Below are 21,279 nucleotides of genomic sequence, written 5' to 3' on the forward strand. Positions count from 1 at the left end.
CGCATGTGTGGCATCACCGGTATTGTCGGTAAGTCGAACGTCAATCAGGCGCTGTATGACGCGCTAACGGTCCTTCAGCACCGCGGCCAGGATGCTGCCGGTATCGTGACCAGCCATGACGGCCGGTTGTTCCTGCGCAAGGACAATGGTCTGGTGCGCGACGTCTTCCAGCAGCGGCACATGCAGCGCCTGGTCGGCCACATGGGTATCGGCCATGTGCGCTACCCGACTGCGGGCAGCTCGACTTCGGCCGAAGCCCAGCCGTTCTACGTCAACTCGCCTTACGGCATCACCCTGGCGCACAACGGCAACTTGACCAACGTCGAGCAGCTGGCCAAGGAGATCTACGAGTCTGACCTGCGCCACGTCAACACCAACTCCGATTCGGAAGTGCTGCTCAACGTGTTCGCCCACGAGCTGGCCGTACGCGGCAAGTTGCAGCCGACCGAAGAAGATGTATTCGCTGCGGTTTCCCATGTGCACAGCCGCTGCGTCGGCGGCTACGCGGTGGTGGCGATGATCACCGGCTACGGCATCGTCGGCTTCCGTGACCCTAACGGTATCCGCCCAGTGGTATTCGGCCAGCGTCACACCGACGAAGGCGTCGAGTACATGATCGCCTCGGAAAGCGTGGCGCTGGACGTGCTCGGCTTCACCCTGATCCGCGACCTGGCGCCGGGCGAAGCGGTGTACATCACCGAAGAAGGCCAGCTGTACACCAAGCAGTGCGCGACCAACCCGCAGCTCAAGCCGTGCATCTTCGAACACGTCTACCTGGCCCGTCCTGACTCGATCATGGATGGCGTCTCGGTGTACAAGGCGCGTCTGCGCATGGGTGAGAAACTGGCCGAGAAAATCCGCCGCGAGCGCCCTGAACACGACATCGACGTGGTTATCCCGATCCCGGACACCAGCCGTACCGCCGCGCTGGAGCTGGCCAACCACCTGGGCGTCAAGTTCCGCGAAGGGTTCGTCAAGAACCGCTACATCGGCCGTACCTTCATCATGCCCGGCCAGGCCGCCCGCAAGAAATCGGTCCGCCAGAAACTCAACGCCATCGAACTGGAGTTCCGCGGCAAGAACGTGATGCTGGTCGACGACTCGATCGTGCGTGGCACCACGTGCAAGCAGATCATCCAGATGGCCCGCGAGGCCGGTGCGAAGAACGTCTACTTCTGCTCCGCCGCTCCGGCGGTGCGTTACCCCAACGTCTACGGCATCGACATGCCGAGTGTTCACGAACTGATCGCCCACAACCGTACCACCGACCAGGTGGCCGAGTTGATCGGCGCCGATTGGCTGGTCTACCAAGACCTGCCAGACCTGATCGAATCGGTCGGTGGCGGCAAGATCAAGATCGAGCATTTCGATTGCGCAGTGTTCGACGGTGAGTACGTCACCGGCGACATCGACGACGCCTACCTGGAACGCATCGAGCAGGCTCGCAACGATGCGGCCAAGGTCAAGACTCAGGCAGTCAGCGCGATCATCGACCTGTACAACAACTGATTTGGGAGCGACGGCATGACTGATCAATGGGATGCCGGGCGACTGGACAGCGACCTCGAGGGTGTCGGTTTCGACACCCTGGCGGTACGCGCCGGTCAGTACCGCACGCCGGAGGCTGAGCACAGCGACCCGCTGTTCTTCACCTCCAGCTATGTATTTCGCACGGCTGCCGATGCGGCTGCGCGCTTTGCCGGTGAAACACCGGGCAACGTCTATTCGCGCTACACCAACCCGACCGTGCGTGCCTTCGAAGAGCGCCTGGCGGCGTTGGAAGGCGCAGAACAGGCCGTGGGTACGTCCACTGGCATGTCGGCGATCCTGTCCACGGTGATGGCACTGTGCAGCGCCGGTGACCATGTGCTGGTGTCGCAGAGTGTGTTCGGCTCGACCATCAGCCTGTTTGAGAAGTATTTCAAGCGCTTTGGCGTGCAAGTGGACTACGTGCCGCTGGCTGACCTGAGCGGTTGGGAGCGGGGCATCAAGGCCAACACCAAGCTGCTGTTCGTCGAGTCGCCATCTAACCCCTTGGCAGAACTGGTGGATATCGCTGCGCTGGCCGAGATCGCCCATGCCCGTGGTGCAATGCTGGTGGTGGACAACTGCTTCAGCACCCCGGCGCTGCAGCAGCCGCTCAAGCTCGGGGCCGACATCGTCGTGCATTCGGCGACCAAGTTCATCGACGGCCAGGGCCGTTGCATGGGCGGCGCCGTGGCGGGGCGTAGCGAGCAGATGAAAGAAGTGGTGGGCTTCCTGCGCACTGCGGGGCCGACCTTGAGCCCATTCAACGCCTGGGTGTTCCTCAAAGGCCTGGAAACGCTCAAGCTGCGCATGCGTGCCCATTGCGAGGGCGCCAAGGCGCTGGCGCAGTGGCTGGAGCAGCAAGAGGGCGTGGAGAAAGTCCACTACGCCGGTCTTGCCAGCCATCCACAGCATGAGTTGGCCAAGCGCCAGATGAGCGATTTCGGCGCAGTGGTGAGCTTTGAGGTCAAGGGCGGCAAAGACGGCGCCTGGCGCTTCATCGATGCCACGCGTCTGCTCTCGATCACCGCTAACCTGGGTGATAGCAAGACCACCATCACCCACCCGGCCACCACCTCCCACGGCCGTCTGTCGCCGCAAGAGCGCGAGGCTGCCGGAATCCGCGACAGCCTGATCCGCATTGCAGTGGGCCTGGAAGATGTCGCTGACCTGCAAGCCGACCTGGCACGTGGGCTGGCTGCGCTGTGATCGACTGGAAGGGCGGCGAACCGGGCCATAACGGGCGAGTAGCCCTGGTTACCGGTGCCGCACGCGGCATCGGCCTGGGCATCGCTGCCTGGCTGATCTGCGAAGGTTGGCAGGTGGTACTCAGCGACCTTGACCGCCCGCGCGGCGCCAAGGTGGCCAAGGCACTTGGCGACAATGCCTGGTTCATCACCATGGATGTCGCCGACGAAGCCCAGGTCAGTGCCGGGGTCTCCGAGGTGCTTGGGCAGTTTGGTCGGTTGGACGCGTTGGTGTGCAACGCGGCCATTGCCAACCCGCACAACCACACCCTCGAGAGTTTGAGCCTGGCTCAATGGAATCGGGTGCTGGCGGTCAACCTCAATGGGCCGATGCTGTTGGCCAAGCACTGTGCACCTTATCTGCGCGCCCATGGCGGGGCGATCGTCAATCTGACCTCGACCCGTGCGCGCCAGTCCGAGCCCGATACCGAGGCTTATGCGGCGAGCAAGGGTGGCCTGCTGGCGCTGACCCACGCCCTGGCGATGAGCCTGGGTCCGGAGATCCGGGTCAATGCAGTCAGCCCGGGTTGGATCGATGCGCGTGATCCTGCCCAGCGCCGTGCCGAGCCATTGAGCGAAGCTGACCATGCCCAGCATCCTGCGGGCAGGGTAGGGACCGTGGAAGATGTCGCGGCGCTGGTGGCCTGGCTGTTGTCCAGGCAGGCGGGGTTTGTCACCGGCCAGGAGTTTGTGGTCGACGGCGGCATGAGCCGTAAGATGATCTACACCTGAGCGGTAAGCATAAAGAGACGAAGAGGCCATAGGGCCTCTTTTTCGTTTCTGCGCGAGGATGGCAGTGTTGCCAGGGCCAACCTCTTTACCGGCAAGCCCACTCTGCAGAAGACCTATGGTTTTCGCTCTTTTTGAAAAAAAATTCAATGGGGGTATTGACTTAGCATCGGTACCTGCGTAAATTTCGCGGCCTCAGCGAAGCAAACGTAACACGCAACACAAGCAGCACAATGGGTGATTAGCTCAGCCGGGAGAGCATCTGCCTTACAAGCAGAGGGTCGGCGGTTCGATCCCGTCATCACCCACCACTTCCTGAGATGTTCCTGAACTTGGAGCCTTCGCAAGAAGCTTCCTAATCGAGAGGAACAGGACGCAAGTCTACTATGCGCAGCGGTAGTTCAGTCGGTTAGAATACCGGCCTGTCACGCCGGGGGTCGCGGGTTCGAGTCCCGTCCGCTGCGCCACTTTTCTCCAGATGGGTGCTTGTCACCGGTCTGAGGTACTAAGGCCAAGCCTTGGTGCTAGATCCCAGTTTCAATCGGGCGCAAGCCTGAACGATACGCAGCGGTAGTTCAGTCGGTTAGAATACCGGCCTGTCACGCCGGGGGTCGCGGGTTCGAGTCCCGTCCGCTGCGCCATCTTCTGCTACGAGGCCCCTTGAACGCCTCGCAGCGAAACAAGAGAAGCGATCAAGATATCGCTTTTTTTGTGCCTGACTTCCAAGTGCGACTTGGAAAGCAGATCCCAGTTTCAATCGGGTGCAAGCCTGAATGATACGCAGCGGTAGTTCAGTCGGTTAGAATACCGGCCTGTCACGCCGGGGGTCGCGGGTTCGAGTCCCGTCCGCTGCGCCATCTTCGCCTCCAGGCCCCTTGAACGCCTGAGGCAACACAGAGAAAGCGACCTTCGGGTCGCTTTTTTTGTTTCTAAAGCCTAGTGTTTCTCCATGGCGCAAGATTTACACGAACCTGACAGTGTCTTCACCGATCAGCGGTTTCAGTACCGGGTGATGTGATGCACAATAGGCGCCATTCGTCTTTTTCCGGTATCTAAGATGTCCAGATCATCCGTCTTCGGTGCGCTCGGGCTGGCCCTTGTGCTGGCGGGCGTATCCGGTTGCTCCTCAAAAAAAACCGCAGTCTACGAGCACGAGAACTTCGATGACTCGGGCACCTTCTCGCGCAGCTTCCCGGTCAGTGAAGCCGGCTCCTGCGAGGCCGCCCGTCGTGCCTTGCTCAGCCAGGGCTACATCATCACCAGCAGCGGTGCCAATCAGATCGCTGGTAACAAAAGCTTTCAGCAGAACAGCGAAAACCACCTGCAGATCAGCTTCAACGTCACCTGCGCGCCTGACAGCAGCGACGAACAGCGCTCGACCATGTTCGCCAACGCCCTGCAGGATCGCTATGCGCTGAAAAAATCCAACACCTCTGCCAGCCTTGGCGTCGGTGTATTGGGCTCGGTGTCGATGCCCATTGGCTCTAGCGACGACTCCATGGTCAAGGTTGCCAGCGAGACGGTGACTGCGCCGCAGTTCTACGAGCGTTATTTCGCCTTGGTCGAAAGCTTCCTGCCCAAACCGAAGAAAACCAAGAAGGCCCAGCCCCAGGCTGAGGCGCCGAAAGCTGACAAACCAGCGCCGGCCTTGGGCTTGCCTGAGCAGGCACCTTCCGCCTTGGCGCCAGCACCGCAGGGCACGCCTGCGGTTGCCGCCAGCGAGCAGCCTGCGGCTACAGCACCGGTCGAGGCACCGGTTGCAGCGCCTGCGACTGAGCCCGTTGCGCCCCCTGCGCCTGCCGCGGTTGCGCCTGCCAGTGAAGTCCAGCCAGCGCCGGCGGTGGATGACAGTCAGGGCTCCCAGCCGATTGCGCCGCCTAGCGAGGCTACGCCCATTCAAGTGCAGCAACAGGCTCCCGCCACTGAGCCGGCTCCTGCGCCGCTTTAATTGATTACGGGGGCTGTGCCGGCCTCTTCGCGGGCAAGCCCGCTCCCACAGGCACCCCGTTGAGTTCGAAGCCAGCGCGGTACCTGTGGGAGCGGGCTTGCCCGCGAAGAGGCCGGCGCTGCTAGCGCATAAACTTCTGTTACAGCTTGCCCCTGATAACGTGTCGAACCCCTGCTACGTTTACCACTCATAAGACTGTCATCAATGGTTCATCCGGCCGGCTTAGCTTGGCCTGGACACCAAACAAGTCATGAGTGAAGAGGACGTAGGGCGATGGACGATTATCAAGAAGAACTGCTCGAATTCCAGGCCTACGAACTGGACATCCCGGAACCCGTCGACGACGCCACCGAGCTCTAGCCGGTGCGCCGCTGATGGCGGCGAAACTCTCCCGGTGTCAGGCCCGTCCAGCGCTTGAATGCGCGCTGGAAGGCCTCAGCCGAGGCAAACCCTAACAGATAGGCGATCTCGCCAAAGGCCAGTTCCGTGTCGCGTATATAGGTCTCGGCCAAGTCGCGCCGCGTGTCGTTGAGCAGGTTGCGAAACCGCGTGCCTTCTTCGGCCAGCTTGCGCCGCAAGGTCCAGGTCGGCAGCTGCAGGTGCTGCGCCACCTCTTCCAGGTCAGGTTCCCGACCGCCATTGAGCAATGGCCCGAGCAGATGGGTAATGCGCTCGCCAAGGCTACGCACACGGGTGCGCTGGGCGAGTTCTGCCTCGCACAGCTGTAACAGGTGCTGCCAAGTGCTGGGGCAGTGCTGGGGATTGGCCAGCGACAGCGTTTCTCGACTCAGGTGCAATTGATTGTGCGCCGCGCCGAACTGCACGCTGTTGCTGCACAGGCCTTGGTACTGGCTTGCATAGCACGGGGCGTCGAATTCGATGTCCATGCGCTCGGCCAACACCTGTACCCCTGCCAACTGGCCCAGCTGGGCCAGCCAGCCGGCCAGCAGCGAGTCGACCACGAAGCGGTTGTAGCCGTTGTAGGGGCTGATCGAGTAGAAGCGCAGCCAGGCGCCCTGAGCGTCCTCGATGAACAGCGAGCGGCCGCGATAGTTGGCCGCATACAGCGGCTCGTAGCGCAGCAAGGTGCGCGCAGCTTCACCTACGCTGGGTGCCTGGGCTGCCGTGACGCCAGCCAGGCCCGCTTGCGCAAGGCGGCTCAATTGCCCCATGCGCAGGCCCAGCGCCGGATCGCCACTGAGCTCGATGGCGGCATGCCCCAGGTGCATGTAGCGCGGAATCGACAGGCGTGCACAGGGCTCGGCAACACGCGCCGCATCCAGCCCATAGCGGTGCAGCAGCGGCAGCGGGTCGTGGCCTGCCTGGCGCAATGCCTCGGCCAGCGGCTGGACGAAACCTACCGAAAGGTCACCCAGGCGTACGCGGGGGCGCGGCATCGGTCACAACCACAGGTTGAGCAAGCGCGCACCAGGGTGCTGGCTGCCGGCCAGTTGCTCGCCAGCATGGTTGGCAAAACCTTGGCCATCGCCGCCCAGCTCCCAGAACTGGCCACGCAGAAACACGCTCATGCTGGTGATGCCGGCGTTGGCGGCCAAGGTCAGTTGTTGCCAGGCAGTCTGCTCGCTGACCTCGCCGCGCTGCACCGGCAGGTTGGCGGCAGCACCCTGATGGCGGTTACCGCGCCAAGGTGCACTCCAGCTGCCCTTGCCGCTGAGAAACACCGGATTGGCGATCAACTGCACCGATTGCCCAGCCAGCTGGCGGTAGTTTTCTGGGTACCAGCTGTCGCTGCCCACCAGCACGCCAAGCCGACCCGCGGGGGTCTGAATCACTTGCAGGGGGTGCTTGCGACCGTCATGAATGTAGCGGCGCACCTCGCTGTCGGGGAATTGCTGCAGTTGTGGCTGACCGAGCACGGCGCCATTGCTGCCGAAAACCAGGCTGCTGTTGAACAGCGGGCCGTTGCCCGCATACAGCACACCTTTTTCCACATAAGGGGCCGGCAACACGATCGAGCCCGCCACCAAGGTTACGCCGAACTCCTTGGCCAGGCCGCCAAACAGGGTTTGATAGTCGGCGGCCATTTGCCCGGCCTTCATCCGTAGGTGGGCGTCGGCGCGGCGATCATCGCCGGTGGCCCAGAGCATGGCCAAGCCATAGCGCAGCGGGTTGCTCAACTCCAGCCACTGCACCGCCTCGCGCTGCTGGGTGACCTGGTACAACTGGTTTTTTTCGCCACGCGCCCACAACCAGGTGCCGATGTGTTCAGGCAGCACGACCACTGTGCGCGAGTTGATCAAGCCTTGGCCGCGCGCTTGTTGCAGATAGGCCGACAGCTTGCGGTGCAGGCGTTGCAGGTTCTGGTAATCACTGGGGTTGAGCTGCGGCTCGACGCCCAGCAGGTTGCCGTGCTCGCCCGGCACCCCCTGGTTGAGCGCCAGTTCGATGCGCAAATCGGAGAGGTAGTGGCCTTCCGGACGCTGCAGGGTCCAGAAACCATAGCCACACAGGGCGGCGATCATCACCAGCGCCAGGGCGCTTGCCAGGAGTTTGCGCATGAAGCGGTCAGGCACCATCGGAACAAAGGTGTCCTAGGGTAGACCTGCTGTGCAGCAGGATCAATAAGTTGTCAGTTTCGATCATTGAGCCGGTTCAAACGGCTGTTTAATGTCGTCACCAGATAAACGACGGGGCCCGCGTGGTACGTGAGGCACCCGCATACCGTGATCACGCCACATGGGGAGTACATCCATGGCCGCCGACCGTTACCCGCACCTGCTCGCCCCGTTGGACCTGGGCTTCACCACGCTGCGCAACCGCACCCTGATGGGTTCGATGCACACCGGCCTCGAAGAGCGCCCAGGCGGCTTCGAGCGCATGGCGGCGTACTTTGCCGAGCGCGCCCGTGGCGGGGTTGGCCTGATGGTCACCGGCGGTATTGCGCCAAACGATGAAGGTGGGGTGTACTCGGGCGCGGCCAAGTTGAGCACCGAGGAAGAGGCCGACAAGCACCGCATCGTCACCGACGCCGTGCACGCGGCGGACGGCAAGATCTGTTTGCAGATCCTCCACGCTGGGCGCTATGCCTATAGTCCGCGGCAGGTGGCACCCAGCGCCATTCAAGCGCCAATCAATCCGTTCAAGCCCAAGGAGCTGGACGAGGAGGGCATCGAGAAACAGATCCACGACTTCGTCAACTGCGCAGCGCTCGCCCAACGTGCCGGTTACGACGGCGTCGAGATCATGGGTTCGGAAGGCTACTTCATCAACCAGTTCCTCGCCGCGCACACCAACCATCGCACCGACCGTTGGGGTGGCAGTTACGAGAACCGCATGCGTCTGGCGATCGAGATCGTCAGCCGCGTGCGTGCAGCGGTAGGGCCGAACTTCATCATCATTTTCCGCCTGTCGATGCTCGACCTGGTCGAGGGCGGCAGCAGCTGGGACGAGATCGTGCTGTTGGCCAAGGCCATCGAAAAGGCCGGCGCCACCCTGATCAACACCGGCATCGGCTGGCATGAGGCGCGCATTCCGACCATCGCCACCAAAGTACCGCGCGCGGCCTTCAGCAAGGTCACCGCCAAATTGCGCGGCGAGGTGCAGATTCCGCTGATCACCACCAACCGCATCAACACCCCGGAAGTGGCCGAAGCGGTGCTGGCCGAAGGCGATGCCGACATGGTGTCGATGGCCCGGCCGTTCCTGGCCGACCCAGACTTCGTCAACAAGGCCGCTGCTGGCCGTGCGGATCTGATCAATACCTGCATCGGCTGCAACCAGGCGTGCCTGGACCACACCTTTGGCGGCAAGTTGACCAGCTGCCTGGTCAACCCGCGCGCCTGCCACGAAACCGAGCTGAACTACCTGCCGGTTGCCCAGGCCAAGCGCATCGCGGTAGTTGGCGCCGGCCCGGCTGGGCTGGCCGCCGCCACCGTGGCCGCCGAGCGTGGTCACCAGGTGACCCTTTTCGATGCGGCGGGCGAAGTTGGCGGGCAGTTCAACGTGGCCAAGCGGGTGCCCGGCAAGGAAGAATTCTTCGAGACCCTGCGCTACTTTGCCAACAAAGTGAAATCCACTGGGGTCGAGTTGCGCCTCAATACCCGGGTGGGCGTCGATGAGCTGGTGTCCGCCGGCTTTGACGAGATCATCCTCGCCACCGGTATCTCCCCCCGTAACCCAGCCATCCCCGGCATCGACCACGCCAAGGTGCTCAACTACCTGGACGTGCTGCTCGAGCGCAAACCGGTGGGTAACCGCGTGGCAGTGATTGGCGCGGGCGGGATTGGTTTTGACGTTTCCGAGTACCTGGTACACAAGGGCGTGGCTACCAGCCAGGACCGTGAAGCGTTCTGGAAAGAGTGGGGTATCGATGCCCAACTGCAAGCCCGTGGCGGCGTTGCCGGGATCAAAGCCCAGCCACACGCGCCGGCGCGCCAGGTGTACCTGCTGCAACGCAAGAAAACCAAGGTCGGCGATGGCCTGGGCAAGACCACTGGCTGGATTCACCGCACGGGTTTGAAGAACAAACAGGTGCAGATGCTCAACAGTGTCGAATACCTCGGGATCGATGACGACGGCCTGCATGTGCGCATCGGCGAAGGCGAGCCGCAGGTGTTGGCGGTGGATAACGTGGTGATCTGCGCAGGCCAGGAGCCAATGCGCGAATTGCACCAAGGCTTGGTTGCGGCGGGGCAGTCGGTGCACCTGATCGGCGGCGCCGATGTGGCAGCAGAGTTGGATGCCAAACGGGCGATCAATCAAGGCTCGCGCTTGGCGGCTGAGCTGTAGGCATCTGGGCTGGCTAAGCGGAGCAAGCCCGCTCTTGCAGGGATCTTCACAACCTCTGTGGGAGCGGGCTTGCCCCGCGATGGCATCGGCCTAGGCAACTGATAGACTCGCCCCATGATTGCTGATTTCGACTGTCTCCCCATCGCCCCACTGCAACGGTTGCCAATCCCATGGCTCGACCACGCCCGCATCCAAGCTGCGGTCTTGCGCCTGGACCTGATCGACCCGCTGATCAGCGGCAACAAATGGTTCAAGCTGCGCGATCACCTGATCCAGGCTAAAAACGCCCAAGCCCCCGGCCTGATCAGCCTCGGCGGTAATCATTCCAACCATCTGAACGCCCTTGCCGCCGCCGGCAAGCGCTTTGGCTTCGCCACCGCCGGCCTGCTTCGCGGCCATCCCCAAGACACGCCAACCGTGCGCGATCTGCAAGCGCTGGGCATGCACCTACACTGGCTCGGCTATGGCGGCTACCGCGCGCGCCATGAACCGGGTTTCTGGGCGCCGTGGCAGGCGCGTTATCCAGGTTGGCAGTGCATCCCCGAAGGCGGAGGTGGCTTGGCAGGTGCGCAGGGTTGCCGGCTTATCGTCGAGCAGGCGCAGGTCCAGTTGGGTGCGCTAGGCTGGGATGATTACGATAGCTGGTGGCTCGCAGCAGGGACTGGCACGACCCTGGCCGGCCTGGTCCTGGCCGAGGCGGGCAGGCGCCCGGTACACGGGGCGCTGGCTGTGCCCGCTGATCACGGCGTTGCGCAGACGGTTGCAGGCCTGGTCGGCGAAAGCGGCTACCAGTTGCACGATGCTTGCCGTGGCGGCTTTGCCCGAATCGATGCCGAGCTGCTGGCCTTCATCGAGCGAACCGAGCGCGACAGCGGCCTGCCGCTCGAGGCCCTGTACACCGGCAAGGCCCTGCTGGCCCTGCGTGAGCAAGCCGAGGCAGGCTTGTTTGCCCCCGGCAGCCGCCTGATTTTCGTGCACACAGGCGGGCTGCAGGGCCGCCGCGGTTACTTGTAGGGCAGCATGCGCAGCAGGGTGTTGTCGCGCCGCACGTAGTGGTGATACAGCCCGGCCAGGGCATGCAGGCCAATCAGCCAATAGCCCCAACTGCCAATCCGCTCGTGCCAGCCCTTGATGAACTTGGCCTGATCCGGGTCGGCGCCAATCAGCGCGGGCAGCTCTAGTCCATAGAACGGAATCGGCTTGTCCGCCGCGCTGAGAATCAGCCAGCCGGCTAGCGGCAGGCCGATCATCATCAGGTACAGCAGCGCGTGAACCAGGTGGCCAAGGCCCGTCTGCCAGGCCGGGGGCTTGGGTACGATCGCCGGCGCCGGGCGCAGCATGCGCATGGCCAGGCGCAGCCAGACCAGCACGAACACCGTCAGGCCCAGCATGAAGTGCAGGTCTTTCATCAGATTGCGCTCGGCGCTGTCCTTGGGGAACAGGCCGCGTAGCTCGATGCAGGCGTACACGGCTGCCAGCAGCACCAGCATCAGCCAGTGCAGGGCGATCGACAGGCGTGCGTAGTGTGACGCGGGGGTGGATGACAGCATGGGCGGTCCTCTTGTTCAGGTCATCAGGTCGAAAACGGCGCTCTTGCTGGCACCTGGCTTAACTCTACCCGCTGGCTGGAATATTTCTTTGCTTCAGATCGGGTAAACAGTGCCGACATAGCAAACTGGATGATGGCACTGAGCTATTGACTCTGGCGTATCCGCTTCACCTATCGCACAAGGATTCTGTGTAAATGAAACACCTCCCGACTGCCGCCAAGGCAGCGCTGTACTCGACCTTCTCCACGCTACTGCTGGGCTGCCAGCAGACCCCCGAGGCGCTCAAGCCGATTAGCGCAATGACCATCCCGGTCTGCGTCAACGATCAATGCGCGGTGCTCGACCAGACCGGTGCGCTGCGCGTAGGGCCGGACAACGATTACCAGGCGATCTACGCCCAACCCATGACCGACAGCTTCATTTTTGGCCACGACGGTTACTGGAACCTGGCCAGTGGCGATGGCAAGCAGGTGCTCAAAGCCAACTTCACCGACGAGTTGTACAGCCTGACTCCGGGCTACTTCGGCTTCGTGCGCGAGGGCAAGGTCGGGGTCATGGATGAGCAGGGCAAGGAAGTCCAGCCAGCAGTTTTCGATGATGTCTTCGTCGGCGGCGACAACGATTTCATCGTCTACGAAGTCAACCAAAAGCGCGGCATCCTCAGCGCCACTGGCGAGAAGGTCAGCGAACCACTGTTCGACTCGATGGTGGTGCGTGACGATTTCACCCAGCGCGGCAATTGGGTGCTGGCTGAGCGCGATGGCCAAAGCTGGGGTTACAACCTGGCCAGCAAGGTGTTGCAGAAACTTGAGTTCGACAGCATCGAAAGCGCTGCCGATGGGCATCTGGTGGTCGCCAAGGAAGGCGTCACTGGCGTGGGGCTGGCCGATGCTGCGGGCAATCTGCTGATCCCGATCGGTCAGTACTCGCTGGGTACCCCTGGTGGCGGGCTGGTGGCGTTCAAGACCGCCTACGACAGCGCCTGCGGTTATCTCGACTACCAAGGCAAGGTGGTCATCCAGGCCACCTTCGAAACCTGTGAAACCTTCGGCAAGAGCGCTGGCATGGTGCAGCTGCGCCGCACCGAACAAGGTCGCGGCAAGGCTGGCATGATCGATCACAGCGGCAAATGGCTGATCGAGCCACAGTACGACTCGATCGGTGATGCAGGTCTGGGTGTGCTCGGCATGAGTGGGCATCGCCCAGGCTTCAATCACATCGGCAAGCTGCAGAGCGCATTTTTGGCCACCTACGGCACCGTCGACCTGGACCAGGGCACGGTAGTATTCCAGCCCAGCTACAGGCAGATCGGGGTGATCACGTCAGAGCGCTTCGCCTTCTCCGAGGCCCAGTCGCCAAGCAAATCGATCAAGGTCTTTGGCATGGACAGTCCGGTGCAGACCGTGGGTGTGATGGACGCCAAGGGCAAGGTGTTGATCAAGCCGGAGCAGTTCGTGGCGGTCAAGCTCACTGCCGACCAGCATCATCTGCTCGCTGCCGAAGGCAGCACGGACGACGCCAACCGCGCGTTGTACAACCTCGATGGCAAGTTGCTGGTGCCGGCCAAGTGGCAGGACGTGCGAGTCGATGAAGCGCGTGGGGCGATCTTTGCCTATCAGGTGCAGGGTAATGGCGACGATGCCGTGCACAGCTTGCGCGCGCTGTATCGCCTGGATGGCAGTGTGGTGTTCGACACCAATCGACTGCCGTGCGGGGCTGAGCAGGTGGTCGATGGCAAGGGCAAGGTGCTCTGGCCGGCCGATCCGCAGGCGCATTGCCCGCAGGCGGAGCCGGTGGCTGATGCATCCTGACAGCCAGTAGATGGGTGTCGAGTGGGCCGGCCGCTGAGTTCCTTGTAGGAGCGGGCTTGCCCCGCGATGAGGCCGGTCCACTCAACCCCTCAATCAGGCAGGTGCGGCCAACTGTCAGCCACCAGAAACACCCGCTCCACCTCCTGCCAAGCGCCATCCTCACCTTGCTCCAGCCTGACCAGCAACTGCGCCGGAGCAAAGCCATCGAGCTGGGCCAACCAGCTATCAAAACGCTCGGCTGTCCAGCACGCGGGCTGCTCGATGCGCGCCGGTGCCAGCCATTCATGCCGGGCCAAGGGCTGCCAACGGCCATCCGCCAGGCGCGAGCGATAAGCCAACCAATCCCGCCGATGCAGCCAGCGCCCGCGCAGATGCTGGGCATTGGCGCCTGCCGGTGGCTGCGCATGCCCAGGGCTTGGGTAGAACAGATACCCCCCCAGCCATAGATGCGCCTGCACCTCGCTCACCCCCAGCGTTGCCAGAATCGCGCGGCTTTGCGGGCGAGCCGAGATCGGCAATTGATGCCCGAGCAGATGCGCCAGCTTGAGGTCCAGGCGGTCGTGGCAACCGGGGCCAAGCCAGTGCGCCGGATCATGCCCATCGCCCCCAGGCGGGCCGAGGTAGAGCTTGATCGCCAATTCCAGATGGTGCACGCCTTGGCAGTCGCGCAGCAGGATGTCCAGCTCGCCAAGCGTGTGTCCGCCCTCGCGGATGGCCAGGTTGGCGGCCAGCAGCTCGACGCCTGGGGCGTGGCTCAGGGCAAATTGCCAAAGACTTTCGTAGTACAGGCCCAGGCGCCGGCTGGTGAGCCGCGCCAGCCAGTCGCGCAACGCGTGCTCGTCGCGATCCAGCGCCCGCAGCCAGTGGGCCAGGCGCTGTGGGTCCGCGGCCCAGGCACTGGCCGCCAGCGGGTGGCGCTGGGGGCAGGGCGGGTCGTCCAGCAGGGGGGGCGACAGTATCGCCCAGGCCAGATCGCGCACGTGGGGGCGCTGCAGTTGGCGGGGCAGGTCGCTGAGGTCGGTGAACGGCGTCATCCTGCGAGCATAGCCGGTTTGCCGCTGGCCGGTCGTTTCGCCCATAATCCTCGTTATCGTTACCCGCCGCAGAGCCTTGCAGGAGCACCATGGAGCAATTTCGCAATATCGGTATCATCGGCCGCCTTGGCAGCTCCCAGGTGCTCGACACCATTCGCCGACTGAAAAAATTCCTCCTCGACCGCCATCTGCACGTGATCCTCGAGGACACCATCGCCGAAGTGCTGCCCGGCCACGGCCTGCAGACCTCCACGCGCAAACTGCTCGGCGAGGTCTGCGACCTGGTCATCGTGGTCGGCGGCGATGGCAGTCTGCTGGGCGCCGCCCGCGCCTTGGCCCGGCACAACATCCCGGTACTGGGCATCAACCGTGGCAGCCTGGGCTTTCTCACCGACATCCGCCCAGATGAACTGGAGGTCAAGGTCGCCGAGGTGCTCGACGGCCATTACCTGGTGGAAAACCGCTTTTTGCTGCAAGCCGAAGTGCGTCGCCACGGCGAGGCCATCGGCCAGGGCGATGCGCTCAACGACGTGGTGCTGCACCCCGGCAAATCGACGCGGATGATCGAGTTCGAGATCTACATCGACGGCCAGTTCGTCTGCAGCCAGAAGGCCGACGGCCTGATCGTCGCCACCCCGACCGGCTCCACCGCCTACGCCCTGTCGGCAGGCGGGCCGATCATGCATCCCAAGCTCGACGCCATCGTCATCGTGCCGATGTATCCGCACACCTTGTCGGGCCGGCCGATCGTGGTCGATGGCAACAGCGAGCTGAAGATCGTCGTCTCGCAAGACCTGCAGATCTATCCGCAAGTGTCCTGTGATGGCCAGAACCACTTCACCTGCGCCCCAGGCGATACCATCACGGTGAGCAAAAAGCCGCAGAAACTGCGCCTGATCCATCCGCTCGACCACAATTACTACGAGGTCTGCCGCACCAAACTCGGCTGGGGCAGCCGCCTGGGAGGTGGAGGCGACTGATGCTCGATCCGGCGCGAAGTTTCGACATCATCGGCGACGTGCATGGCTGTGCACAGACCCTCGAACGCCTGCTCGACACCCTCGGCTACAAGCGCGTGGCGGGTGTCTGGCGGCATCCAAGGCGCCAGGCGCTGTTCCTCGGCGACATCGTCGACCGCGGCCCGCGCATCCGTGAGGCGCTGCATATCGTCCACGACATGGTCGAGGCCGGCCAGGCGTTCTGCATCATGGGCAACCATGAATACAACGCCCTGGCCTGGGTCACTCCGGCGCTGCCGGGCAGTGGCAAGACGTTCGTGCGCGAGCACACCCCGCGCCATGCGCGGCTGATCGATGAAACCCTGACCCAATTCGCCCAGCATCCGGCCGACTGGCATGATTTTCTTGCCTGGTTCTATGAGCTGCCGCTGTTTGTCGACGCCGGTCGGTTCCGCCTGGTGCACGCCTGCTGGGACCCACGCCTGATCGAGCCCCTGGCTCAGCAGTACCCCCGAGGTTGCATCGACGAGCATTTCGTCCAGGCCTCGGCTGTTTCCGGCAGCTTCGCCTCGACCGTGTGCAACCGCCTGTTGCGTGGTACCGACATGCGCCTGCCGGACGGCTTGACCCTGACCGGCGGCGACGGCCTGACCCGGGCCTTTTTCCGAACCAAGTTCTGGGAAGAAGACCCGCAAACCTACGGCGATATCGTCTTCCAGCCCGATGCCTTGCCTGAAGCTGTGGCCAGTACGCCGCTCAGCCACACCCAGAAGAATGCCCTGCTGCGCTACGACGAAGACGAGCCGCTGCTGTTCGTCGGCCATTACTGGCGCAGCGGCCGGCCCGCGCCGATCCGCCCCAACCTGGCCTGCCTGGATTACAGCGCCGTGCTGTACGGCAAGCTGGTGGCCTACCGGTTGGATGATGAAACCCGCATCGACCCACACAAGTTCGTCTGGGTCGACGTCGACCGCCCGCAGGCCAATCAATGAACGTGATCGAAGTGCTGCGCCTGCCGCTGGCGGTCGACCTCAGTGGTTTCGTCAGCCTGCTGCGCCGTCTGCAGGTGCCGCATCGGGTGGTCGAGGAGGGCCAGGAGCAAGTGCTGTGGGCACCGCCGAACCTTGCTGAAGATGTGCGCCAGCTGTACCAGCGCTACCCCGAGGGCAATGACCAGATCGAACTGCCGGCCGAGACCCAGGCCGATCTGCCGCAGCGTCCGTCACTGGCTGAACAGGCCCGGGCCTGCAAGGTCACGGCCGGGGTCCTGCTGCTGTGCGTGGTGGTCGCCGGGCTTACCGGCCTTGGCGACAACCTGTCGACTATCGGCTGGTTCACCTTCCTCGATTTCCGCGTGCAGGGTGAATACCTGTACTTCACCTCACTGGCCCAGGGCCTGGCCGAAGGCCAATGGTGGCGGCTGGTGTCGCCGATGCTGCTGCACTTCGGGGTGCTGCACCTGGCGATGAACGGCCTGTGGTACTGGGAGCTGGGCAAGCGCATCGAACTGCGCCAGGGGCCATGGGTGTTATTGTGCCTGACCCTGTTGTTCAGCCTGGTATCCAACCTGGCCCAGCACTATGTGAGCGGGCCGAGCCTGTTTGGTGGCTTGTCTGGTGTGTTGTATGGGCTGCTCGGCTATGTCTGGCTCTATCAGTGGCTGGCGCCCAACCCGCATTACAGCCTGCCCAAGGGCGTGCTGGTGATGATGCTCATCTGGCTGGTGGTGTGCCTGTCGGGCGTCATCAGCCAACTCGGCTTCGGCCAGATCGCCAACGCCGCGCATGTCGGCGGCCTGCTCATCGGATGCCTTGCTGGCCTCTTGGGCGGTGGCCTTGCCCGGCGTAAACTGTCGGCTTGATTCAGGAGACCCTATGTCCACCTTCGCGCAAATGATCGAAAACATCACCCCGGAAATCTACCAGAGCCTGAAAACGGCGGTGGAGCTGGGTAAATGGGCTGACGGGCGTAAGCTCACCGTCGAGCAGAAAGAGCTGTCGCTGCAGGCGGTGATCGCCTGGGAGATGCAAAACCTGCCCGAAGAACAGCGCACCGGCTACATGGGCCCGCAGGAGTGCGCATCGAAATCCGCGCCGATCGCTAACATTCTGTTCAAGTCGGACTCGGTACATTGATCGAACTCGCTCGTGGCTCTTTGAGCAAGATGGCGGTGCGTCTTGAAGCACCGGTCGTGCAGTACAGCTTTCGCCTGGGCGAACAGCACGTGCCAGTCAATCCGCTGATCGGCAAGTCGCTGCGCCTGGAATACCTCGGTGCCATTCATTGCAGCCATTGCGGCAAGCGCACCAAGACCAGCTTCAGTCAGGGCTACTGCTATCCATGCATGACCAAGCTGGCCCAGTGCGACATGTGCATCATGGCTCCCGAACGCTGCCACTACGACGCCGGCACCTGCCGCGAGCCGGCCTGGGGCGAGCAGTTCTGCATGACCGACCATGTGGTCTACCTGGCCAACTCGTCGGGGATCAAGGTCGGCATCACCCGCGCCACCCAACTGCCCACCCGCTGGCTCGACCAGGGCGCCAGCCAGGCCTTGCCGATCATGCGCGTGGCCACCCGCCAGCAGTCCGGTCTGGTCGAAGATGTGCTGCGCAGCCAGGTGCCCGACCGCACCAACTGGCGCACCCTGCTCAAGGGCGATGCCGAGGTGCTGGACCTGCCCGCCATCCGTGAACAGATCTTCGATGCCTGCGCCGATGGCATCCGCACCTTGCAGGAGCGCTTTGGCCTGCAAGCGATCCAGCCGCTGCCGCAAGCAGAGGTGGTAGAGATGCGTTATCCGGTCGAGGCTTATCCGAAAAAGATCGTCAGCTTCAACTTGGACAAGGACCCGATCGCCGAAGGCACCCTGCTCGGGATCAAGGGTCAGTACCTGATTTTCGACACCGGCGTGATCAATATTCGCAAATACACGGCCTACCAGCTGGCCGTGCATCAGTAAAAAGGACAGCCACATGCGCACCGAACAACCGCAAGTGATCTACCTCAAGGACTACCAGGCGCCCGAGTACCTGATCGACGAGACGCACCTGACCTTCGAGCTGTTCGAGGACCACAGCCTGGTCCATGCGCAACTGGTGATGCGCCGCAACCCCGCGCGTGGCGCTGGGCTGCCGCCGCTGGTGCTCGACGGCCAGCAGTTGCAGCTGCTCAGCGTGCAGCTGGATGACCAGCCGCTGTCCGCCGCCGACTACCAGCTCGACGACGACAGCCTGGCCCTGCAGCCCAACGCCGCTAGCTTCACTCTCGACACCACGGTGAAGATTCACCCGGAAAGCAACACTGCGCTGGAAGGCTTGTACAAGTCGGGCAAGATGTACTGCACCCAGTGCGAGGCCGAGGGCTTTCGCAAGATCACCTATTACCTCGACCGCCCGGATGTGATGAGCACGTTCACCACCACGGTGATTGCCGAGCAGCATCGCTATCCGGTGTTGTTGTCCAACGGTAACCCGGTCGGCAGCGGACCGAGTGAGAACGGCCGGCATTGGGCGACCTGGGAAGACCCGTTCAAGAAACCGGCCTACCTGTTCGCCCTGGTCGCTGGCGACTTGTGGTGCGTAGAGAACAGCTTCACCCGTCAGTCCGGCCGTGAGGTGACCTTGCGCATCTATGTCGAGGAAGAGAACCTCGACAAGTGCGAACACGCCATGACCAGCTTGAAGAAGTCCATGCGCTGGGATGAACAAGTCTATGGCCGTGAATACGACCTGGACATCTTCATGATCGTCGCGGTCAACGACTTCAACATGGGCGCCATGGAAAACAAGGGCCTGAACATCTTCAACTCCAGCTGTGTGCTGGCCCGTGCCGAAACCGCCACCGACGCCGCCCACCAGCGCGTCGAAGGGGTCGTGGCGCACGAGTACTTCCACAACTGGACCGGCAACCGCGTGACCTGCCGCGACTGGTTCCAGCTGTCGCTCAAGGAGGGCTTCACGGTGTTCCGCGACGCCGAGTTCAGCGCTGACATGAACTCGCGCACGGTCAAGCGCATCGAGGACGTCGCCTACCTGCGCACTCACCAGTTCGCCGAAGACGCCGGCCCCATGGCCCATCCGGTGCGCCCGGACAGCTTCATCGAAATCTCCAACTTCTACACCCTCACAGTGTACGAGAAGGGCGCTGAAGTGGTCGGCATGGTCCGCACCCTGCTCGGCGCCGAGGGCTTCCGCAAAGGCAGCGACTTGTACTTCGAGCGCCACGATGGCCAGGCAGTGACCTGCGATGACTTCATCAAGGCCATGGAGGACGCCAATGGCGTCGATTTGACCCAGTTCAAGCGCTGGTACAGCCAGGCCGGCACGCCGCGCCTGGAGGTCAGCGAGGCCTATGACGCCGCTGCTCAGCGCTACAGCCTGACCTTCCGCCAGAGCTGCCCGCAGACCCCGGACAAGGCAGAAAAACTGCCGTTCGTGATCCCCGTGGCCCTGGGCCTGCTGGATGCCCAAGGCAATGATCTGCCGCTGCGCCTGCAAGGCGAAGCCGCGGCCCAGGGCAGCAGTCGCGTGCTGTCGTTGACCGAGGCCGAGCAGACATTCACCTTCCAAGACGTTGCCGCCAAGCCGCTGCCCTCGCTGCTGCGTGGCTTCAGCGCGCCGGTCAAGTTGAGCTTCCCCTACGATCGCGATCAGCTGATGTTCCTCATGCAGCACGACAGCGACGGCTTCAACCGCTGGGAGGCCGGCCAGCAGTTGTCGGTGCAGGTGTTGCAGGAACTGATCGGCCAGCACCAGCGTGGCGAAGCGCTCACCCTCGACCCACGTCTGATTACCGCGCTGGGCACGGTGCTGGGCAATGAGTCGCTGGACCCGGCGATGGTCGCCGAAATGCTCTCGCTGCCAGGTGAGGCGTACCTGACCGAGATCAGCCAGGTGGCGGACGTCGACGCAATCCACGCCGCCCGTGAGTTCGCCCGCAAGCAGATCGCCGAGCAGCTGTTCGATGCCTTGTGGACGCGTTATCAGGCCAACCGCGAAGTCTCGCGCAAGACGGCTTATGTCGCTGCGGCCGAGCACTTCGCCCGTCGCAGCCTGCAGAACATCGCGCTGTCGTACCTGATGCTCAGCGGCAAGCCGCAGGTGCTGGAGGCGACCCGGGAGCAGTTCGAGCAGTGTGACAACATGACCGAGCGCCTGACCGCGTTGGCGGTGCTGGTCAACTCGCCGTTCGAAGCCGAGCGCGCCAAGGCGCTTGAAGCCTTCGCCGAGCACTTCAAGGACAACCCGCTGGTCATGGACCAGTGGTTCAGCGTCCAGGCGGCCAGCGCGCTGCCCGGTGGCCTGGCGCGGGTCAAGGCATTGATGCAGCACCCGGCGTTCACCCTGAAGAACCCGAACAAGGTGCGTGCCTTGATTGGCGCCTTTGCTGGGCAGAACCTGGTCAACTTCCATGCGGCCGATGGTTCTGGCTATCGCTTCCTGGCGGACCTGGTGATCGAGCTCAATGCGCTGAACCCGCAGATTGCCTCTCGCCAGCTGGCGCCGCTGACGCGCTGGCGCAAGTATGACGCGGCGCGTCAGGCGTTGATGAAGGCGGAGCTTGAGCGGATTCTGGCTTCTGGGGCGCTGTCCAATGATGTGTATGAAGTGGTGAGCAAGAGCCTGGCCTGAAACCGAGCTGAACCTATCGCGGGGCAAGCCCGCTCCCACGCGTGGGAGCGGGCTTGCCCCGCGATGCTTTTGGCTGCTTAACAAAACATAAC

At 63.1% G+C, this 21,279-nt stretch carries 17 protein-coding genes and 4 tRNA genes; 17 read left to right on the forward strand and 4 right to left on the reverse strand.

The window, feature by feature from the left end:
- The first annotated feature begins 3 nt into the window (after positions 1-3).
- From purF to ACI2JX_RS01640, 8 genes are all read left to right on the forward strand, one after another.
- Positions 4-1,509 (forward strand): amidophosphoribosyltransferase, encoded by a 1,506-nt coding sequence (gene purF / locus ACI2JX_RS01605; RefSeq protein ID WP_186557691.1) that lies wholly within the window; start codon positions 4-6, stop codon positions 1,507-1,509.
- A gap of 15 nt (positions 1,510-1,524) precedes the next feature.
- Entirely contained in the window at positions 1,525-2,736 is a 1,212-nt protein-coding gene (locus ACI2JX_RS01610; protein WP_264236987.1) for an O-succinylhomoserine sulfhydrylase, read from the forward strand.
- Positions 2,733-3,506 carry an SDR family oxidoreductase gene (locus ACI2JX_RS01615; protein WP_264236988.1) on the forward strand — a complete coding sequence of 258 codons (774 nt, stop codon included), beginning with the start codon at positions 2,733-2,735 and terminating at the stop codon, positions 3,504-3,506. Before ACI2JX_RS01610 ends, ACI2JX_RS01615 begins: the two co-directional genes overlap by 4 nt.
- A 232-nt stretch (positions 3,507-3,738) precedes the next feature.
- A tRNA-Val gene (locus ACI2JX_RS01620) sits at positions 3,739-3,814 on the forward strand.
- Between the two features lie 79 nt (positions 3,815-3,893).
- Positions 3,894-3,970: transfer RNA gene (locus tag ACI2JX_RS01625), tRNA-Asp, on the forward strand.
- 97 nt (positions 3,971-4,067) lie between these two features.
- A tRNA-Asp gene (locus ACI2JX_RS01630) sits at positions 4,068-4,144 on the forward strand.
- 139 nt (positions 4,145-4,283) lie between these two features.
- Positions 4,284-4,360, forward strand: a tRNA-Asp gene (locus ACI2JX_RS01635).
- Between the two features lie 200 nt (positions 4,361-4,560).
- Positions 4,561-5,451 (forward strand): DUF2242 domain-containing protein, encoded by an 891-nt coding sequence (locus ACI2JX_RS01640; RefSeq protein ID WP_404689203.1) that lies wholly within the window; start codon positions 4,561-4,563, stop codon positions 5,449-5,451.
- Between the two features lie 356 nt (positions 5,452-5,807).
- On the opposite strand, the gene ACI2JX_RS01645 is transcribed toward ACI2JX_RS01640, so the two are convergent.
- Both ACI2JX_RS01645 and ACI2JX_RS01650 read right to left on the reverse strand, forming a co-directional pair.
- Positions 5,808-6,848: an AraC family transcriptional regulator gene (locus ACI2JX_RS01645; protein ID WP_404689204.1), complete on the reverse strand. Its 1,041-nt coding sequence runs from the start codon at positions 6,846-6,848 to the stop codon at positions 5,808-5,810.
- Positions 6,849-6,851: 3 nt separating this feature from the next.
- Complete coding sequence (locus ACI2JX_RS01650; protein WP_404689205.1) at positions 6,852-7,970, reverse strand: carbon-nitrogen hydrolase family protein; 1,119 nt, start codon at positions 7,968-7,970, stop codon at positions 6,852-6,854.
- Between the two features lie 193 nt (positions 7,971-8,163).
- Between ACI2JX_RS01650 and ACI2JX_RS01655 the strand changes: the two genes are divergently transcribed.
- Positions 8,164-10,200, forward strand: a complete 2,037-nt coding sequence (locus ACI2JX_RS01655; protein ID WP_404689206.1) for an FAD-dependent oxidoreductase — start codon at positions 8,164-8,166, stop codon at positions 10,198-10,200.
- Between the two features lie 114 nt (positions 10,201-10,314).
- Positions 10,315-11,214: a 1-aminocyclopropane-1-carboxylate deaminase/D-cysteine desulfhydrase gene (locus ACI2JX_RS01660; RefSeq protein ID WP_404689207.1), complete on the forward strand. Its 900-nt coding sequence runs from the start codon at positions 10,315-10,317 to the stop codon at positions 11,212-11,214.
- Here the strand turns inward: ACI2JX_RS01660 and ACI2JX_RS01665 are convergent.
- Positions 11,205-11,750 (reverse strand): cytochrome b, encoded by a 546-nt coding sequence (locus ACI2JX_RS01665; protein ID WP_264236993.1) that lies wholly within the window; start codon positions 11,748-11,750, stop codon positions 11,205-11,207. The genes ACI2JX_RS01660 and ACI2JX_RS01665 overlap by 10 nt on opposite strands.
- A 194-nt stretch (positions 11,751-11,944) precedes the next feature.
- Between ACI2JX_RS01665 and ACI2JX_RS01670 the strand changes: the two genes are divergently transcribed.
- Positions 11,945-13,561: a WG repeat-containing protein gene (locus ACI2JX_RS01670; protein ID WP_404689208.1), complete on the forward strand. Its 1,617-nt coding sequence runs from the start codon at positions 11,945-11,947 to the stop codon at positions 13,559-13,561.
- Between the two features lie 89 nt (positions 13,562-13,650).
- Here the strand turns inward: ACI2JX_RS01670 and ACI2JX_RS01675 are convergent, their stop codons facing one another.
- Positions 13,651-14,640 carry a DUF1853 family protein gene (locus ACI2JX_RS01675; RefSeq protein ID WP_404689209.1) on the reverse strand — a complete coding sequence of 330 codons (990 nt, stop codon included), beginning with the start codon at positions 14,638-14,640 and terminating at the stop codon, positions 13,651-13,653.
- A 44-nt stretch (positions 14,641-14,684) separates the two neighbouring features.
- Here ACI2JX_RS01675 and ACI2JX_RS01680 point away from each other — a divergent pair, with 44 nt between their 5' ends.
- Genes ACI2JX_RS01680 through pepN form a run of 6 tightly spaced genes read left to right on the forward strand, consistent with a single transcriptional unit; the run spans position 14,685 to position 21,187 of the window.
- Positions 14,685-15,575: an NAD(+) kinase gene (locus ACI2JX_RS01680; RefSeq protein WP_119139528.1), complete on the forward strand. Its 891-nt coding sequence runs from the start codon at positions 14,685-14,687 to the stop codon at positions 15,573-15,575.
- Positions 15,575-16,546 carry a metallophosphoesterase gene (locus ACI2JX_RS01685; RefSeq protein WP_264236996.1) on the forward strand — a complete coding sequence of 324 codons (972 nt, stop codon included), beginning with the start codon at positions 15,575-15,577 and terminating at the stop codon, positions 16,544-16,546. The genes ACI2JX_RS01680 and ACI2JX_RS01685 overlap by 1 nt, the downstream gene beginning before the upstream one ends.
- Positions 16,543-17,415 (forward strand): rhomboid family intramembrane serine protease, encoded by an 873-nt coding sequence (locus tag ACI2JX_RS01690; RefSeq protein ID WP_264236997.1) that lies wholly within the window; start codon positions 16,543-16,545, stop codon positions 17,413-17,415. The genes ACI2JX_RS01685 and ACI2JX_RS01690 overlap by 4 nt, the downstream gene beginning before the upstream one ends.
- 13 nt (positions 17,416-17,428) lie before the next feature.
- Entirely contained in the window at positions 17,429-17,689 is a 261-nt protein-coding gene (locus tag ACI2JX_RS01695) for a YeaC family protein (RefSeq protein ID WP_186557290.1), read from the forward strand.
- Positions 17,686-18,516 carry a DUF2797 domain-containing protein gene (locus tag ACI2JX_RS01700; protein WP_368973705.1) on the forward strand — a complete coding sequence of 277 codons (831 nt, stop codon included), beginning with the start codon at positions 17,686-17,688 and terminating at the stop codon, positions 18,514-18,516. The genes ACI2JX_RS01695 and ACI2JX_RS01700 overlap by 4 nt, the downstream gene beginning before the upstream one ends.
- A 13-nt stretch (positions 18,517-18,529) precedes the next feature.
- Complete coding sequence (pepN, locus tag ACI2JX_RS01705; protein WP_404689210.1) at positions 18,530-21,187, forward strand: aminopeptidase N; 2,658 nt, start codon at positions 18,530-18,532, stop codon at positions 21,185-21,187.
- The last annotated feature ends 92 nt before the right edge of the window (positions 21,188-21,279 follow it).

The organism is Pseudomonas sp. NPDC088890, assembly GCF_044900155.1.
Classification (GTDB): domain Bacteria; phylum Pseudomonadota; class Gammaproteobacteria; order Pseudomonadales; family Pseudomonadaceae; genus Aquipseudomonas; species Aquipseudomonas urmiensis.